This is a genomic window from Cellulomonas chengniuliangii (genome assembly GCF_024508335.1).
Taxonomy (GTDB): Bacteria; Actinomycetota; Actinomycetes; order Actinomycetales; family Cellulomonadaceae; genus Cellulomonas_A; species Cellulomonas_A chengniuliangii.
This window is the reverse complement of record NZ_CP101988.1, coordinates 221322-236491: the sequence shown is the minus strand read 5'-3', so window position 1 is coordinate 236491 and position 15170 is coordinate 221322. Positions and strand designations below refer to the sequence as shown.

The 15170-nt window shown below is 71.3% G+C and carries 17 protein-coding genes and 1 pseudogene; 10 read left to right on the top strand and 8 right to left on the bottom strand.

The features are described 5' to 3' along the window. Positions 1-4: 4 nt before the first annotated feature. Entirely contained in the window at positions 5-256 is a 252-nt protein-coding gene (locus tag NP064_RS01090) for a hypothetical protein (RefSeq protein ID WP_227568352.1), read from the bottom strand. A 299-nt stretch (positions 257-555) separates the two neighbouring features. Here NP064_RS01090 and NP064_RS01085 point away from each other — a divergent pair, with 299 nt between their 5' ends. The 3 genes and pseudogenes from NP064_RS01085 to NP064_RS01075 all read left to right on the top strand — a co-directional run bounded on the left by NP064_RS01085 (position 556) and on the right by NP064_RS01075 (position 2451). After that, the gene (locus tag NP064_RS01085) at positions 556-1599 is read left to right on the top strand and encodes an SMI1/KNR4 family protein (protein ID WP_227568353.1); all 1044 of its coding nucleotides are present in this window, start codon (positions 556-558) and stop codon (positions 1597-1599) included. 56 nt (positions 1600-1655) lie between these two features. Next, positions 1656-1868, top strand: a pseudogene (locus tag NP064_RS01080) (DUF4143 domain-containing protein); the annotation flags it as partial. 40 nt (positions 1869-1908) lie between these two features. After that, a complete protein-coding gene (locus NP064_RS01075; RefSeq protein ID WP_227568355.1) occupies positions 1909-2451 on the top strand; it encodes a GNAT family N-acetyltransferase in 543 nt (180 codons plus the stop codon). Positions 2452-2533: 82 nt separating this feature from the next. On the opposite strand, the gene NP064_RS01070 is transcribed toward NP064_RS01075, so the two are convergent. Beyond that, positions 2534-3556 carry a S66 family peptidase gene (locus NP064_RS01070; RefSeq protein ID WP_227568356.1) on the bottom strand — a complete coding sequence of 341 codons (1023 nt, stop codon included), beginning with the start codon at positions 3554-3556 and terminating at the stop codon, positions 2534-2536. 161 nt (positions 3557-3717) lie between these two features. On the opposite strand from NP064_RS01070, the gene NP064_RS01065 reads away from it, so the two are divergent. Both NP064_RS01065 and NP064_RS01060 read left to right on the top strand, forming a co-directional pair. After that, positions 3718-4296 (top strand): hypothetical protein, encoded by a 579-nt coding sequence (locus NP064_RS01065; protein ID WP_227568357.1) that lies wholly within the window; start codon positions 3718-3720, stop codon positions 4294-4296. Positions 4297-5125: 829 nt separating this feature from the next. Next, positions 5126-5788 carry a maleylpyruvate isomerase N-terminal domain-containing protein gene (locus NP064_RS01060; RefSeq protein WP_227568358.1) on the top strand — a complete coding sequence of 221 codons (663 nt, stop codon included), beginning with the start codon at positions 5126-5128 and terminating at the stop codon, positions 5786-5788. Positions 5789-5827: 39 nt separating this feature from the next. On the opposite strand, the gene NP064_RS01055 is transcribed toward NP064_RS01060, so the two are convergent. After that, entirely contained in the window at positions 5828-6235 is a 408-nt protein-coding gene (locus tag NP064_RS01055) for a VOC family protein (protein ID WP_227568359.1), read from the bottom strand. 29 nt (positions 6236-6264) lie between these two features. Continuing rightward, positions 6265-6687 (bottom strand): helix-turn-helix transcriptional regulator, encoded by a 423-nt coding sequence (locus NP064_RS01050; protein ID WP_227568360.1) that lies wholly within the window; start codon positions 6685-6687, stop codon positions 6265-6267. 63 nt (positions 6688-6750) lie between these two features. On the opposite strand from NP064_RS01050, the gene NP064_RS01045 reads away from it, so the two are divergent. From NP064_RS01045 to NP064_RS01035, 3 genes are read left to right on the top strand one after another with little or no spacing between them, the layout of a single operon-like run. Next, positions 6751-8448, top strand: a complete 1698-nt coding sequence (locus NP064_RS01045) for a bifunctional 3'-5' exonuclease/DNA polymerase (protein ID WP_227568361.1) — start codon at positions 6751-6753, stop codon at positions 8446-8448. Positions 8449-8485: 37 nt separating this feature from the next. Beyond that, entirely contained in the window at positions 8486-8689 is a 204-nt protein-coding gene (locus NP064_RS01040) for a ribbon-helix-helix domain-containing protein (RefSeq protein ID WP_227568362.1), read from the top strand. A 13-nt stretch (positions 8690-8702) separates the two neighbouring features. Next, positions 8703-9095 carry a type II toxin-antitoxin system death-on-curing family toxin gene (locus NP064_RS01035; protein WP_227568363.1) on the top strand — a complete coding sequence of 131 codons (393 nt, stop codon included), beginning with the start codon at positions 8703-8705 and terminating at the stop codon, positions 9093-9095. Between the two features lies 1 nt (position 9096). Here the strand turns inward: NP064_RS01035 and NP064_RS01030 are convergent, their stop codons facing one another. Continuing rightward, complete coding sequence (locus NP064_RS01030) at positions 9097-9912, bottom strand: hypothetical protein (RefSeq protein WP_227568364.1); 816 nt, start codon at positions 9910-9912, stop codon at positions 9097-9099. Between the two features lie 191 nt (positions 9913-10103). Here NP064_RS01030 and NP064_RS01025 point away from each other — a divergent pair, with 191 nt between their 5' ends. Then, on the top strand, positions 10104-10523 hold the full coding sequence (locus NP064_RS01025) for a hypothetical protein (RefSeq protein WP_227568365.1): 420 nt from the start codon (positions 10104-10106) through the stop codon (positions 10521-10523). 105 nt (positions 10524-10628) lie between these two features. Here the strand turns inward: NP064_RS01025 and NP064_RS01020 are convergent, their stop codons facing one another. Then, entirely contained in the window at positions 10629-11915 is a 1287-nt protein-coding gene (locus NP064_RS01020; protein ID WP_227568366.1) for an adenylosuccinate synthase, read from the bottom strand. Between the two features lie 138 nt (positions 11916-12053). Then, the gene (locus tag NP064_RS01015; RefSeq protein ID WP_227568367.1) at positions 12054-12476 is read right to left on the bottom strand and encodes a DUF3151 domain-containing protein; all 423 of its coding nucleotides are present in this window, start codon (positions 12474-12476) and stop codon (positions 12054-12056) included. 129 nt (positions 12477-12605) lie between these two features. On the opposite strand from NP064_RS01015, the gene NP064_RS01010 reads away from it, so the two are divergent. Further along, positions 12606-12974: an STAS domain-containing protein gene (locus NP064_RS01010; protein WP_227568368.1), complete on the top strand. Its 369-nt coding sequence runs from the start codon at positions 12606-12608 to the stop codon at positions 12972-12974. 59 nt (positions 12975-13033) lie between these two features. Here the strand turns inward: NP064_RS01010 and NP064_RS01005 are convergent, their stop codons facing one another. Beyond that, a complete protein-coding gene (locus NP064_RS01005; protein ID WP_308015917.1) occupies positions 13034-15100 on the bottom strand; it encodes a SpoIIE family protein phosphatase in 2067 nt (688 codons plus the stop codon). Positions 15101-15170 lie beyond the last annotated feature (70 nt).

Sequence of the window (15170 nt, the reverse complement as noted above, 5' to 3'; positions counted from 1 at the left end):
AGGGCTACCGGGCGGGCAGCCCGACTCCTCGAAGCGACCGGCGCGCCATCGTGGCGACGCCCGCGAACGCTGCCGCCACCAGCAGCATCACTAGTGCGCGCACCAGCGTGGCATGCGCGTCGTCGAGCAGCTCGTAGCGCCACCTCCAGTCGGCATCGGCGGTCGCGTCCGCGAAGAACCTCGTGGCGATGTACCAGCGGTTGCCCCACCGGATGAGCTCGACGATCCCCCAGAGCCCGAGCAGCCACGCGATCACGCTGCTCCATGACGCCGCGCGGACGCGCGCTCGGACCCAGGCGCGGGCCAGAGGGGCGCGCGCCCTGGCGCGGTGAGCGTCCACATCGAACTCCCTGGTCGGCCGGTCCTCATACCTGGGCACTGTGTAGCGCACCCTCGTTTCCCCTGTCTGGGTTTTGGCCTCGCCTGTGGCCCTGGACACCGCCAACCGGGGTAACTCTCGCGCCCAGCCTCTTTGGCCGCGCTCCCACCCGACATCCTGTTCGCGCAGGCCCGCCCCCGGGTGCCTGCCGGCCCCCCAGTGCCGAGGAGAGGCGCATGATCGACCAGGCGATCGACCGGCTCGTGGCGGCGTACACGACCGCGGGACTCCCCCCGATCCGCCCGCCCGGCGCGTCCGTGGACGCGGTGATCGCCCAGGTCAACGCCACGATCCACCCGCTGCGACTCCCCGAGCAGCTCGTGGCGTTCTGGCGGCGGGTCGATCCGGCGTCGCTCACGGTCGCCCCGCACCCGACGCCCACCACCCCCGAGCTCGCCCTCAACACCTGGGTCACGCACCGTGACGACTTCCCCGGGATGACCCCGCAGCTGCTGTTCCCCGTCTGCTACGAGCGCCACAGCTTCCTGTTCGTGGAGCTGGACGCCCCCGGCCAGACGGGTGGGGCCTGCCTGGAGTGGGCGTTCGCCGGCTCGGCGTTCACGCTGGTGGCGGCTGACCTCGCCGCGTACCTGGACCTGATGGCCGCCATGATCGAGCTCGGTGAGGTGCGCGAGCATCGCACGCTGGGACGGGTGCACCACGAGTTCGACCCGGACGGCCGATGGCCCGAGTACCAGGAGGCGCTGCTCGCCCGGGCGCTCCCACTGCCAGGGCTGGGCGACAGGGTGGTTCTCGACGAGGACGTGCGCCTGTGGCCACCGCACTGGCTCGCCGCCGATGGCGTCACCGCCCAGGACCGCTATCCCCAGGGCGCAACAGCCACCGTCGGCACGCTGCTGCTCGCCGCCGGGAAGGGGGCAGAGGCGTCTGGCACGATCCAGGCCCGGGTGGTGAGCCTTGTCGGCTCGGGCGACGGCGCCCGCATCACAGTGGACGACGGGACAGGGACGCTCGACGTGTGGTGCCCTGCCGCGGTGTGCCGGTTCGGACCCGTGATCCGCCGGGCATTCGAGCTCGACGTGCGGGTGCGGCCGTTCCCGTCGGCGCCCCCGGAGCTCGACGACACCCACGCGCGGTTGGTGCGCGACGCGCTCGAGCACGATCTGGGCGGCGCGCAGGAGGCTGTTGTCGAGACGTACCGGCTGGCGTTCGAGACGCCGGCCGCCGCCGAGGCCACCGCGATCCGGCCGCTGGACTGACGGCCCTCCGGGGGCCTTGAGCCGCACGAGCGGACCCACCCGGGAACCACGAGGTCGACCTGATCGTCACGCGGCCCGATGGGCGGATGCTCGCCATCGAGGTCAAGCTGGCGCCGGTCGCCGACGACCACGACACCAGGCATCTGCACTGGCTCCGCAACCAGGTGGGCGACGACTTGCTCGATGCCGTCGTCATCACCACCGGCTCGGCCGCCTACCGCCGCGACGACGGGATCGCCGTGGTGCCTGCCGCACTCCTGGGACCGTGACCTCGCTGACAGCAACTCCCGCCTGCGCGACACTGTCCGCATGCTGCGGTTGCCGACGCTCGCACCGGCCTTCGGTGACGTCCGCCTGCGGCCGTTCGAGCCTCGGGACGTCGAGATGGTCCAGGACCTCTCGACGGATCCCTACACACCCCTGACCAGCACGCTGGTCGGTGAGGCCACCGCTGAGCAAGCGCGGGCGTGGATCGATCGCCAGCACGATCGGCTGGTCGCGGGCGCCGGGTACTCCTTCTGCATCGCGGATGCGGTGGACGACCGCGCGCTCGGGCAGGTTGGACTGTGGCTTGCCGACATCGAGCACGGGCGAGCCACCGCCGGGTACGGCGTCGCGCCACCCGAACGAGGCCGCGGCATCGCCGGGCGCGCCCTGACCGCGCTGACCGCGTTCGCCTGGACCGTCCCCGAGCTGCATCGCGTCGAGCTCTACATCGAGCCGTGGAACGAGGCGTCCAGCCGCACCGCCGAGAACGCCGGCTACGAGCGCGAAGGGCTCCTGCGCAGCAGGCAGGTCATCGGCGGCCGACGGGTGGACATGCTGCTGTACTCAGCGATCCGACCGGCGTGATCGCCGCGCTCAGCGCTGATCCACCTCGCTCCGCGCGAGCACGCCCGCCGCGGTGCGCGAACGTGACACCCTCCCCAGACGACTACCGAAGCGCCTGGCGCAGGATGGACCGCTCGGGCGTGTGGGTGACGGTCGCGAGGGCGCCGTTCACCAAGGACAGGTGCGGCGGCACGTGGCCGCAGTCCACGTCGGCGAGCACCGGGATGCCCAGGTCGCCGAGGGCGTGGCGTGCCGCGTCGTGCTGGCTCCAGTCAGCGAGGTCACGGCCCCGCGTCCGCCCGATCAGCACCGCGCGGGCGTGCGCGAACCAGCCGGCGTACCGGAGCCCGAACAGGCGTCGGGTCACGTCGGCGGCATCCGACTCGGCCGACTCCAGGTAGACGATCAGCCCTTCGGGCGCGTGCTCGCGAACGAAGCGGTCCACGTCCCCGAACGGTGTCCCGGCCAGGTGCGAGACCGTCTCGAGGCAGCCGCCGATGAGCCGCCCGACGGCCTCCACCTCGCCGCTCGAGTCGAGCCGCGTCCAGCCGCCTGGCGCGTCCATCGGGTACTCGTCGACGTCCGGGTGAGCGGCGAAGTCGTCGAACCCGGCCGAGCGGTACTCCTCTGACGCTCCCTGCGTGATCACGCTCCCCGGCGCCGCCCGCACCACCTCGTGCCAGGGGGCCATCGGCGCCGGCACCCGGTACGGGGTGTCCATCAGGTTCTGCCCGTGCAGCGTCGCCACCCCCGTCCGCAAGGTCAGCGGAAGCAGCAGCGTCGAGATATCGGAGTACCCCACGAGCCACGTCGGATCGGCGGCCAGCGAGTCCCAGTCCAACCGGTGCAGCAGGTCGATCGCGATCTCACCGCCCCACGGCGGGACCACGGCCCGCACCTGCGGATCGGTCATCAACGCCATCAGCTCAGCCGCGCGAGCCTCCGCGGAACCACTCGCCACACCCGATCCGCTCAGCAGCGGCCCCGTCCGCACCCCGAACCCGAGCCCTCGCACCCGGTCGAGCGCCACCGCGAGCCGTGCCTGATGCTGCGCCTCGACCCCAGCCGACGGGCTCGCCACACCGACCACATCACCATCGACCAGTGGGCGCGGGTACCGGATCATGCCGCGAGTGTGCCAGGCCCTTCGCGTACCGACGATGCATGCGACGGGACTATCGGGGGCGACACAGGCCGCAAAGCCCGCTAGTTGTTGAAACACCCGGTCGCACGATGCGCCTAAGATCTGCGACCATCCGAGCAGTCAACAACCCGGAGGAAGCACCGATGACTTTCCTTTCTGCCGTGCTGCCGGGCCTGCGCGACTTCAGGACCCCCTTTGTCGTGGGTTGCCTGTGGCTCCTGGTCGGGCAAATTTCCGCCGCTCCCGCTGTTCAATATCTTGCCACGTCGGAGCCGATTCAAAGGGTAGGCGCTCTAGTCGATGACTGGCCGCAAGGCTTTAGGTTTGGCGCCATGGGTTTCGTCGCATATTTGGTCGGCCTTCTCGCTCTGGGTGTCGGAGAGTGGTTAGAACGGCGCTTGCCGCGCAAGGGCAGGCCAGGTTACGGTGTGACCAGTAGGAAGTCCTTGACTTTTGTCGAGAGTTCGATGCAGGAGAGGTTGAGGCCGATCTCGCGACTGCTTCCGAGTTTCGTGCCGACTGAAATCGTGCTTGACGAGTTCGAATTGGCCAGTTTGCGACTAAGCAAGGATGCCCCTGAGCAGTTCCAACAGTACGACCGCGTGCGCGCAGAGGCCGAGTTTCGCCTGGGCGTCGCCCCGCCGACGCTCTTCGCGGCTTCTGCTGTTGCATCTTCTTACCGCTCTGGCCAGGGCTGGGTGTGTTCACTGCAGGGGCGTTAATCGCTACCCTTGTGTATGGCCAAGGACGTGAGCGCGCTCGCCGCGCGGACGAGTACATGGCTTCGGCGATCTACTTCGGCTACACGTCGACGCCGATGTTTGATGCCCTAGTCGCTTCAGCGTCGGACGATTTGCAGAAGCGAGACGCCGACGACGACGCCGGAGCCCTGGCATGGCTGTGCGACTTCTTGGCGGAGCGTGGACTACTCAGGCGATCTCGCGAATTCGAAAGTAAGCTGCGACACCCTTCTTTGGCGGGCACGGGTTTAATGAATGAGGCATACGAGAGAATGGACATCACTGCGCGGATGCAATACGACGCAATACAGGGCAGGCGGGCGAGTCTCGACACTCCCGCGGGGGGCGAGGAGGGCGCACCGGTGGTGCACTCTTGACTTGATATAGCAACGTAACTCGTGGAGTCAGGTCGTCCAGCGCCTGACCAGACCGTGGGGTCCAGTGGGCAAGGGACGCAGCGCCGCCCGCAGGCCGCCCAGCGGCCGAGGACGAACGGTCCCGCGGCAGCCAGCCCGGTGGGCCACCGCTGAGGAGTGACAACGGCGTGGTTCGCGGGGTAGGACTTGCGGCACGGGCAAGAGACCACCCAAGGCCCGATGACTCGATTTGGTAGCCCTGCTTGGGGGGCTGAGCAGCGCAGACGGCCACCGCCCAGAAAGCTCGAAGGCACACGAACAGACGAGGCCCTCCGGAGCGAGACCGGATGCTGCGAACCGTCTGTTCGGTAGAATGCGGGGTGCTCGGACGTGTGCCCGCGGGATCGGGCGGCGGTGCCATACGCCACTGCGTCGGTCCCCCTACGCTGCGGCGCATGGCACTCACCGTCGAGCTAGACGTTGGCCGCGCGGCGTGCGCGGAGTCGATCGAGGCGTTCCTGCGGGCGGTGGACGGCCTGAGCGAGTACGAGTTGCTCGATGGGTCCAGGTGCCACGGGTGGTCGCGCCTGGACGTGGTGGTGCACGTGCTGGCCGGTTGGCAGGAGATGCTCGGTGGCCTGGTGTCGCCGGTCGACGCAGAGCCGTCCGTGGACGCGGCGAGCTACTGGTCGGCCTTCGCGGCCCAGTTCGCGACCGACGACCCGGTGCCCGAGGTGATGTCGCAGCAGCGCCGGACGGCCGCCTTCGCGCGCCCGTCGGACGCCACGGCACAGCTGCGTGAGGTGGGCGCGGTGACGCTGCGGGGCGTGGCCGCGGTGCAGGGCAGCCCGCTGCTGTGGCAGGGGCACGTGTTCACGCCGGGCGACTACCTGGCGGTGTGGGCGGTCGAGCACGCCGTGCACCACCTGGACCTGATCTCGCAGGAGCCGCCACCGCCGGGCGCGTTGGGGCTGGCTCGCGCGACGATCGAGGCCATCGCCGGGGAACCGCTGCCGGCGGCGTGGACCGATGAGGAGGCCACGCTGATCGGCGCCGGCCGGGCGCCTGTCCCGCACGGCCTGGGCGGCCTCCGGCTGAGGCTTCCCGCGCTGGGCTGAGCCGCGCCCGCCCGAGCGGGACACCCCTGCGCGGCCGGGTCAGGCCCCGTTGATGCGCACGTGGTTGCCCGCGGGGTCGCGGAACGCGCAGTCGCGGATGCCGTAGGGCTGATCGGTCGGCTCTTGGACGACCTCGGCGCCGGCGGCCTGGATCCGGTCGAACGTGGAGTCGAGGTCAGGGGTCGCGAGCACGATGGTGGCGAAGGTGCCCTTGGCCATCATCTCGGCGATCATCCGCTGCTCGTCGTCGGTGATGCCGGGGTCGGCTGTGGGCGGGTGCAGCACCACGGAGGTGTCCGGTTGGCCTGCGGGCCCGACGGTGATCCACCGCATGCCGCCGTAGCCGACGTCGTTGCGCACCTCGAAGCCGAGGACGTCGCGGTAGAAGGCCAGCGAGGCCTCGGGGTCGGTGTGGGGAAGGAAGCTGTGCTGAATCGAGATGTCCATACCGGCGACGCTAGGTCGCGGCCAGGCGCCTACGCTTCTCGATTCCTGACCGGTCGGGTGACCCGTTTGGCCACGCAGGATGGGATCCCGGCCGTCGGCGCGTGCTCGCGTCGGTAGGCGCTCGGGGACACGCCCACCAGCTCGGTGAACCGGGTGCTGAAGGTGCCGAGCGACGAGCAGCCCACGGCGAAGCAGACCTCGGTGACGCTCATCTCGCCGAGCCGCAGCAGCGTCATCGCCCGCTCGATCCTGCGGGTCATGAGGTACGAGTACGGCGCCTCGCCGTAGGCGCGTTTGAACTCCCGGCTCAGGTGCCCGGAGGACATGTGCGCGTCCCGCGCCAGCGCGTCGACGTTGAGCGGCTGGGCGTACTCCCGGTCGATCCGATCGCGGACCCCGCGCAGCACGGCGAGGTCGCGCAGGCGCTGCTCCTCGGCGTCTCGGCGGGGCACCCCTCCACCGTAGAAGAGGCGGGCCCTGGACGGCCATGTCAGATGGGGGCCCGACAATGGACCGTGCCCCTGACCGTCGTGCTCGACCACCCTGGCCTGCGGGACGTGGTCGTGCTGCTGGACGCCACCGACGACGGCCAGCCGGTCGCCCGCGCCGAGGTCCCGAGGGCCGACCTCCCCGCAGCCGTCGCCGCCCGTGAGGCCGAGCATCCGCGCTGGGTGTGGGACGACACAGCCCGCCGGTACCCACCGCTGCTGGCCGCCGGGGTGCGCGTCGAGCGGTGCCATGACCTGCGGCTCTGCCACACGATCCTGCGGCGCAGCGTCCTCACGCAGGGCTCGGAGCTCGCGCAGGCCGCTCCCGGGCGATGGGACCAGCCACCGCCTGGCGAGCCGCGGGCGGTCGAGGTCAGCCTGTTCGACGACCCCAGGCTCGCCGCGACGCCCGCCGCCCAGGCCGCCAGCGACGAGGACACCCCCGACGACGCCGACCCGCTGACCGAGCTCCAGCGCCAGCTAGCGGCCGTCGCCGCCGCTGACGATCCCGGCCGCCTCCGCCTGCTCCTCGCCGCCGAGTCCACCGGCGCCCTGATCGCCGCCGAGATGCGCCACGACGGCATGCCGTGGGACGTCGCCGTGCACGACGAGCTGCTGACCCGCGAGCTCGGCACACGGCCCGCTGGCAGCGGCCGCCCGAGCCACCTGGAGGCGCTGGCCGCCGAGGTTCGCAGCGCCCTGAGCCAGCCCGGGCTGAACCTCGACTCGCAGCCGGACCTCCTGCGCGGGATGCGGGCCGCGGGGCTCGACGTGGAGTCAACCCGCAAGTGGGACATCCGCGGACTCGACCACCCCGCGGTCGAGCCGCTGCTCGCGTACAAGAAGCTCTCCCGGCTGCTGAGCGCGAACGGCTGGGCGTGGATGGAGCAGTGGGTGCACGACGGCCGGTTCCGGCCCGACTACGTGCCCGGCGGTGTGGTGACGGGCCGATGGGCCACCAGCGGGGGCGGCGCCCTGCAGCTTCCGGCGAGCATCCGCGGGGCGGTGCGGGCCGATCCGGGCTGGCGGCTGGTCGTGGCCGACGCCGCGCAGCTCGAGCCGCGGGTGCTCGCGGCGATGTCGGGCGACGACGCGATGGCGGCCGCCGGACGTCAGGCGGACCTGTACCAGGGGGTCGTCGACGCGGGCATCGTCGAGACCCGCGAGCAGGCGAAGTACGCGATGCTCGGCGCCATCTACGGCGCCACCACGGGGGCCAGCGCGGTGCTCATGCCGCGCCTGACGCGCGCCTACCCGCGGGCCGTGGGCCTGGTCGAGGCGGCGGCACGCGCGGGCGAGCGCGGCGAGCCGGTGTCGACATGGCTCGGCCGCACGTCCCCGGTCCCCGACGCGGCCCGCCTCGCCGACCTCCACGCCGCGTCAGCCGAGGGCGCCGACCCGGAGGACGTCCGCGCCGCCCGGCAACGGGCCAGGAACTGGGGCCGGTTCACCCGCAACTTCATCGTCCAAGGCACGGCCGCCGAGTGGGCACTGTGCTGGATGGCGTCCCTGCGCCGCCGGCTCCGAGCGATCGACGGCCGCCCGCACCTGGTGTTCTTCCTGCATGACGAGGTGATGGTCCACGCCCCGGCCCGCGTGGCCGACGAGGTCGCCGCCGCCATCCGCGACGCCGCCGTCGAGGCCGGCCGCCTGCTGTTCGGCGACTCCCCCGTCGACTTCGCCCTCCAGGTCGCCGTCGTGGACAGCTACGACCAGGCGAAGTGACGACGCGTAGTGGTATCGCCAGCGATACCATCACGTCATGGCGATGACCTTGCGGCTTGATGACGATGAGACCCGCGCGCTGCGCCGCCGGGCCGAGATCGAGCACCGCTCGATGCAAGACGTGGCCCGGCAGGCGGTGCGCGACTACGTCGAGAGGACGTCGCGCGCCGACCTCATCGAGTCGGTCATGGACGCCGAGCTGCCGCGATACGCCGAAGCGCTCGAACGCCTAGGCCGATGACCAGCCACCCGCAATGATCTTCCTCACCGCGGAGGAGCTCGTCCGAATCGCCGAGCGCGTCGTCCCTGCTGGCGTGACAGTCCGAGACATCGGCCTTCTGGAGTCCGCCGCAGTTCGACCCCAAACCTCCGCCGGCGACCGTGACGCGTACCCCGACCTTGTCACCAAGGCCGCCGCCCTTCTGCATTCGCTCGCCCGCAACCACCCGCTGCTCGATGGCAACAAGCGGCTCGCCCTCGCCGGGACCATCGTCTTCCTCGGAGTGAACGGCGCACGCATGACCGCGACCAACGACGAGGCATACGACCTCGTGATGCAGGTCGCCGCGGGGACCCTCGACGATGTCACCGTGATCGCGAACCGCCTGCGACCGCTGATCGCCGAGCCCCCTCCCCCCACCCGTTGAGCTACTCGACCTCGATCTCCGCAGCAGTGAACTCCCGCAGTTGGAGGTCCGCGACCTCCGGCCCCGTGAAGCCCTGGTCGGCCAGGTAGGCGAGCCGGACCTCCCAGTCGAAGCCGTCGTCGCCGTTGCGATCGGCGTAGTAGATCTCCATGAAATCCTCGGTGGGCCAGCGGGTGAGCACGCCGATCTCCCGCAGGTGGTGGTCAGCTCCGGGCGTGAAGTACGGCCGGAAGTCGAGGTTGAACCCCTGGATGAACGGCACGCCCGGCGGGATCGCGCGCCGCACCCCGCCGTGCGCGCGGGTGCCGCGGGCCCTGTGGTCGCCCAGGATGAGATCCGGCGGCACCCAGGCGTACTGCGCCCGCCACAGGAACGTCTCCTTGTCGTCCTGGTCGTTGAACGCCACCGACAGGCGCCCGTCCGACTCGAGCAGCTTGATCTGGTCGACGTGCTGGTCGAAGCCACGGAAGTAGAAGTCGAAGCCGCTGAGCACGAACACGTAGTCGTCCGACGGCTTGTCCCCCAGCTCGCGCGTCTCCCGGGCCTTGGCGACGCTCTGGATCTGACCGGGGATGATCCTCCGGTCGATCTGGTCCCGGTGCTGGACCTTGTAGAAGTACTCGTCGTCGCGGCTCTCGTCGAAGTACTCGATGGTCAGCGTGTCGGTGTCCGGCACGGCCACCTCCACGCCGACGCTGTCGATGTGCCTGTCCTCGTGCGAGAAGCGCAGGTAGAACGTCTGCATCAGCGGCACGCCCCTGACCGGGTAGGTGCGGCGCGTGATCTCGGTCCCGAATCCCTCGACAGTTGGAGTCATGGTCTTCGCCCCCTCCATTCGACGCTAACCCCGCGCGCGTGCACCCGCGATCCCCGGTCGACGTCGGACGGGTGAACAAGGGTCCCCCCTGTTGCCGCCGATCGGGCGACGCTTCCCGCCAGAGGACCGAATCGTCCGATCCGTCCGGTCTGCCTGGTTACGGTGTGCGGCATGAGCAGGGAAAGACCGGCATGACCTACGAGAGCCTGGGGCTCGTCGAGTCGTCGGACGTGGACCCCGAACTGGGCTTCTTGGTGCACTTAGCCGACACCACGGGCGTCACCGTGGGGCTGGTGCTCTGCACGCCGGCCGGGTTGGTCGGCGGGCGGCTGGTCGGCGTGGCCAGGCACTTCGAAGGACTCGCACGGGCGATGGACCGCGTGCCCGGCCAGGAGACGCTCGGCGAGGCGGTGCTGGGGATGTTCCGGTTGCGCGCCGCGATCCAGTCCGACGAGCACGCGAAGCGGGGGCTCCCGGACCACGGCGCCGTCCCGTCGGGCTTCCTCCACCTGGAGGACGCGAGCCTGGTGGGCCCGGGAGGTCAGGAGACGTGGCTGGGACCGTGGCGCGGCCGGTTGTCCGAGGTCTCCGGCTGGACCTTCGAGCCCTGAGCCCGGTCAGCGCTCGAGCGGCGCGCGCCCGCTGCGGCGGCCCCGCCGACAGAAGCGCCGACGAGCGCGGCAGCCACGCGGCTGCGCGCTCGTCGGCGGCTCATGTCAGCCCAGCAGGTCGTGCCGCAGGATCGTGGCCTCGCGGCCGGGGCCCACGCCGATCGCGGAGATGCGCGTCCCGGAGATCTCCTCCAAGGCGAGCACGTACCGCTGCGCGTTGACGGGCAGGTCCTCGAACGTGCGGCAGTCGGAGATGTCCTCGCTCCAGCCGTCGAACTCCTCGTAGACCGGCTTCGCGTGGTGGAAGTCGCTCTGGTCGAGGGGCATCTCGTCGTGGCGCACGCCGTCGACGTCGTAGGCCACGGCGACGGGGATCTTCTCCAGGCCCGACAGGGTGTCGAGCTTGGTGAGCACCAGGTCGGTGAGGCCGTTGACGCGGGCGGCGTACCGGGCGACGACGGCGTCGTACCAGCCGGTGCGGCGCGGGCGGCCCGTGGTGGTGCCGAACTCGCCGCCCTTCTGCCGCAGGTGCTCGCCCATGTCGTCGAGCAGCTCGGTGGGGAACGGCCCCTCACCCACGCGGGTCGTGTACGCCTTGATGACGCCGACCACGCGGTCGATGCGGGTCGGTCCCACGCCCGACCCGGTGCACGCGCCGCCGGCCGTCGCGGAGGACGACGTGACGAACGGGTAGGTGCCGTGGTCGATGTCGAGCATCGTGGCTTGGCCGGCCTCGAAGACGACCGTCTTGCCCTCGTCCAGGCCCTTGTTCAGCACCAGCGGGGTGTCGGCCACGTACGGGCGCACGCGCTCGGCGTAGCCGAGCAGCTCCTCGACCGTCTCGTCGACGGTGATGGCGCGACGGTTGTAGACCTTGACCAGCAGGTGGTTCTTCTGGTCGAGGGCTCCCTCGACCTTCTGCCGCAGGATCTTCTCGTCGAAGAGGTCCTGGATGCGGATGCCCACGCGGTTGATCTTGTCCGCGTAGGTGGGGCCGATGCCGCGGCCCGTGGTGCCGATCTTGCGGCTGCCGAGGAACCGCTCGCTGACCTTGTCGAGCGTGCGGTTGTACGGCGCGATGACGTGCGCGGCGGAGCTCACCAGCAGGCGGCTCGTGTCGACCCCGCGCGCCTCGAGGGCGTCGATCTCCTGGAACAGCACTTCGAGGTCGATGACCACGCCGTTGCCGATCACCGGGGTCACACCCGGGGAGAGGATGCCCGAGGGCAGCAGGTGCAGCGCGTACTTCTCGCCGTCGATGACGACGGTGTGGCCTGCATTGTTGCCGCCGTTGAACTTCACGACGTAGTCGATGCGCGAGCCGAGCTGGTCGGTCGCCTTGCCCTTGCCTTCGTCGCCCCACTGGGCTCCGAGAACTACGACGGCCGGCATGGCATCACCTTTTCCACCCTGCCTGGCGGTCCGATCCACGGCACGTCCGGTGCGAGCGGGGCTCGCGGCCAAGGGATCGGGGCACGGGCGGCAGTGACCCAGTACCTCCGAGAGGATACCGGAAAGGTAAAGCGCGGGTCAGCGAAGTGCGGAGACCTGGGCCACCGAGACGCCCGAGTCCGCGAGGAACTGGGTGCAGCGAGCGGCCTCGTCCTCCTCGCCGATCGCGTCCGCCGCGTCGGCCAGCGCGAGCAGCGCCCGCAGGAACCCCTGGTTGGGGACGTGATCGGCGGGGATCTCGCCGGCCCCGCGCCAGCCCGCCCGGCGCAGCGCGTCGAGCCCGCGGTGGTAGCCGGTCCGTGCGAACGCGTAGGCGGCGACGGGGTCGCCCACGTCCGTGAGCGCCTGCTCGGCGAGCATCGCCCAGGCGAGCGACGACGCGGGCACCGCCCGGGCGGCGTCCCGCGCGTCCGACCCGCCGGACAGCAGGAGGCGCGCCTCCGCATCGGCGCCGTCGGCCGGCAGCAGGGTGGGCTCAGGGCCGAGCAGGTTCCGGTTCATGAGGCCCAGTGTGGCAGCGATGCGGCGCCTCCGGGCGAGTGGCGTCGCAGACCGCGTGCGGGTCGAGGGGTACCGTGGCTACAGTCGAAGCGCGCATGCCCCCTCTCCGCCTCTCCCCCGAGGACGACCATGATCGAGATCTCGACCTCTCCCACGACGACGACGCTCGTCATCGAGGGCGACCTCGACCTCGCGGAGCGCGACCAGTTCCCCGAGATCGCCGCCCGCATCGTCGGGCTCCGCCGGCAGCTCCTCGTCATCGACATGTGCGGTGTCACGTTCATGGACTCGACGGGCGCGGCGTTCCTCATCTCGCTCGCGGACTCGGGCCGCAGGCGCGGCGGCGCCACCGTGCTGCGTGGCGCGGACCCCCGCGACCTGTTCGTCATCGAGGTCTGCGGCGCCCTCGAGCTGTTCCGGGTCGACGAGGAGTGCAGCCACGAGCGCCACTCCTCGGGCTTCCGGCGCCCCGCCGAAGGGCGCGTCAGCCCCGCCTGAGGACCGGACGACCGGGTCCGCGACTAGTCCCTCTCAGGCTGCCGGGCCGCTCCGGTCGCTTAGGCCTCCTGGCTGACCGGGCGCACCTCGCTGCGCACCTTGGCCCACACCAGCTTGCCGTCGCGTGCCGGGCGCCATCCCCAGTCGGCCAACCGGTCGATGATCTGCATGCCGTACCCGCCGATCCGCCCGGGGTGCCCGTCCGTCGCGACCGGGGGCGTCGGGTTCGAGTCCTCGACCTCGATGCGCAGCCCCTCGCCGGTGTCGTAGAGCCGCAGGGCGATGTGCCCCCACCCGTGCAGCACGGCGTTCGCGACGAGTTCCGAGACAACCAGCTCGGCGCTCGGCCCATCGGACAGCGACCATGCCTGGCAGGTGCGCAGCACGGCGTGCCGAGCCCGTCCGATCGACGCCGGCTCACTGGGCAGCAGCCACCTACGGCTACGCGGGCTCCCGCTGAACGCGGCGTCGTCCTCGGGGTCGGGGATGCGCACCACGACCACCGCGACGTCGTCCTCGGGGCTGTCCGCGAACCGCGAGAGCAGTTCCTCGCCGATGCCCGCGGCGTCGATGGCCGTGATGCCCGCCGCGACGTCGACGAGGGCGTCCACGCCGTCGCGCAGCGCGCGGTCCCGGCGCTCGATGAGGCCGTCGGTGTAGAAGATCAGCACGTCGCCGGGAGTCAGCTCCGCGGTCGCGGTCGAGCGCGGGCGGCCGCCGAAGCCGATCAGCGGCCCCGACGCGTCCGAGAGCGGCGTGACCACGCCGTGCCGCACCAGCAGCGCCGGGAGGTGCCCGGCCCGCGAGTACTCCACGTGCCATCCCTCGCCGTCCCGGCTCAACGTGGTGAGCACCAGCGCCGCGGAGCGCGGGATCCGCATCCCCGCCACGAGCTGGTCGACGCGCTCCAGCACCGGGCCGGGGGTCGTCACCTCGTACGCGTAGGAGCGCACCACCGAGCGCAGCTGCCCCATCGCCGCGGCGGCCTCGACGTCGTGGCCCACCACGTCGCCGATGACCACGCCCACCACCTCGGGGGAGATCTGCAGCACGTCGTACCAGTCGCCGCCGACCTGCGCGTGCTCGACGTTGGGCGCGTAGTAGCTCCACACGTCCAGGCCCACCACCTCGGCCTGCTCGGGCAGCATCGCCCGCTGCAGCGTCTCCGCGAGCCGGTGCTCCCGCTCGTAGAGCCGCACGTTGTCGACCGCGAGGCCCACCCGGCGCACGGTGAGCTGCAGCACCGTCCGCGCCAAGTCCTCGAGCGCGTCAAGCCCGGCGCCGCGCGTCACATCGCTCGGGATCACCACGAGCACGCCCATCACCCGGCGCCTGCCCGGGACCGCCATGACCAGCACCTCGGTGAGGCCCGGGGCGACCTCCTGGACGTGCGGCCGCACATGCTCGGCGAGCCACCCGGACGCGCTCGTGGTCGCGTGCCACCCGGTGAGGTCCAGCTGGACCGGGATGTCGAGGGCGCCGTCGAGCAGCAGTTGCACCTGGTCGGGCTCGTCGCGGCCCGTGGGCACGTCGTCGGGCGGGACGTTGCCGTGCCGGTGGCCGCGGCCAGAGGGCGGCGCCGTCACGTCGATGCCCTCGGCGGCGCTGAGGCCGCCGTCGTTCAGGTAGAAGCCTGCCCACGAGACCACGCCGCCGCGCTCCAGCAGCCGGGTGATCTCCCGCAGCGTGTACGGCGCGTCGAGGTCCATGAGCAGGTCCGAGATCTGCGCCACGATGCCCAGCCCGGTGCGCTCCGCGCGCTCCCGCTCCACCAGGGCGGTCTGCGCGGCGTCGCGCTCCACCAGCTCCGTCACGTCCACGAGCACGGCGATCCAGTGCGTCCTGGGGGCGCCGTCCTCGCCGGGCACGGGGGTCACGGACACCCGGGACCAGAAGGGCGAGCCGTCCGCGCGCCGACCGCAGATCGTCGCGGTGCCGGGCTCACCCGCGTCCGCGAGGCCGGCCAGACGGGCGATCTCCTCGCGGTCCGTCCACTCGCCGTACAGCACGTGCGGCGTGCGCCACCTCACCTGCTCGAGGGTGAATCCCGTGCTGCGCGTGAAGGCGTCGTTGACCCACACGATGTGCTGCCCGGACGGCCCGTCCTCCAGCAGGAAGCAGGGCACGTCAGCGACTCGCAGAGCTCTGTCGCGCAGCTCTGCGAGAGATTCGTCATGATGATCGAGGCCTGAGGAG

Bases quoted from the DNA above. Each gene is read 5' to 3' on its own strand.
- NP064_RS01085 (WP_227568353.1), top strand. From the start codon at position 556: ATGATCGACCAGGCGATCGACCGGCTCGTGGCGGCGTACACGACCGCG.
- NP064_RS01075 (WP_227568355.1), top strand. From the start codon at position 1,909: ATGCTGCGGTTGCCGACGCTCGCACCGGCCTTCGGTGACGTCCGCCTG.
- NP064_RS01070 (WP_227568356.1), bottom strand. From the start codon at position 3,556: ATGATCCGGTACCCGCGCCCACTGGTCGATGGTGATGTGGTCGGTGTG.
- NP064_RS01065 (WP_227568357.1), top strand. From the start codon at position 3,718: ATGACTTTCCTTTCTGCCGTGCTGCCGGGCCTGCGCGACTTCAGGACC.
- NP064_RS01060 (WP_227568358.1), top strand. From the start codon at position 5,126: ATGGCACTCACCGTCGAGCTAGACGTTGGCCGCGCGGCGTGCGCGGAG.
- NP064_RS01055 (WP_227568359.1), bottom strand. From the start codon at position 6,235: ATGGACATCTCGATTCAGCACAGCTTCCTTCCCCACACCGACCCCGAG.
- NP064_RS01040 (WP_227568362.1), top strand. From the start codon at position 8,486: ATGGCGATGACCTTGCGGCTTGATGACGATGAGACCCGCGCGCTGCGC.
- NP064_RS01035 (WP_227568363.1), top strand. From the start codon at position 8,703: ATGATCTTCCTCACCGCGGAGGAGCTCGTCCGAATCGCCGAGCGCGTC.
- NP064_RS01030 (WP_227568364.1), bottom strand. From the start codon at position 9,912: ATGACTCCAACTGTCGAGGGATTCGGGACCGAGATCACGCGCCGCACC.
- NP064_RS01025 (WP_227568365.1), top strand. From the start codon at position 10,104: ATGACCTACGAGAGCCTGGGGCTCGTCGAGTCGTCGGACGTGGACCCC.
- NP064_RS01020 (WP_227568366.1), bottom strand. From the start codon at position 11,915: ATGCCGGCCGTCGTAGTTCTCGGAGCCCAGTGGGGCGACGAAGGCAAG.
- NP064_RS01015 (WP_227568367.1), bottom strand. From the start codon at position 12,476: ATGAACCGGAACCTGCTCGGCCCTGAGCCCACCCTGCTGCCGGCCGAC.
- NP064_RS01010 (WP_227568368.1), top strand. From the start codon at position 12,606: ATGATCGAGATCTCGACCTCTCCCACGACGACGACGCTCGTCATCGAG.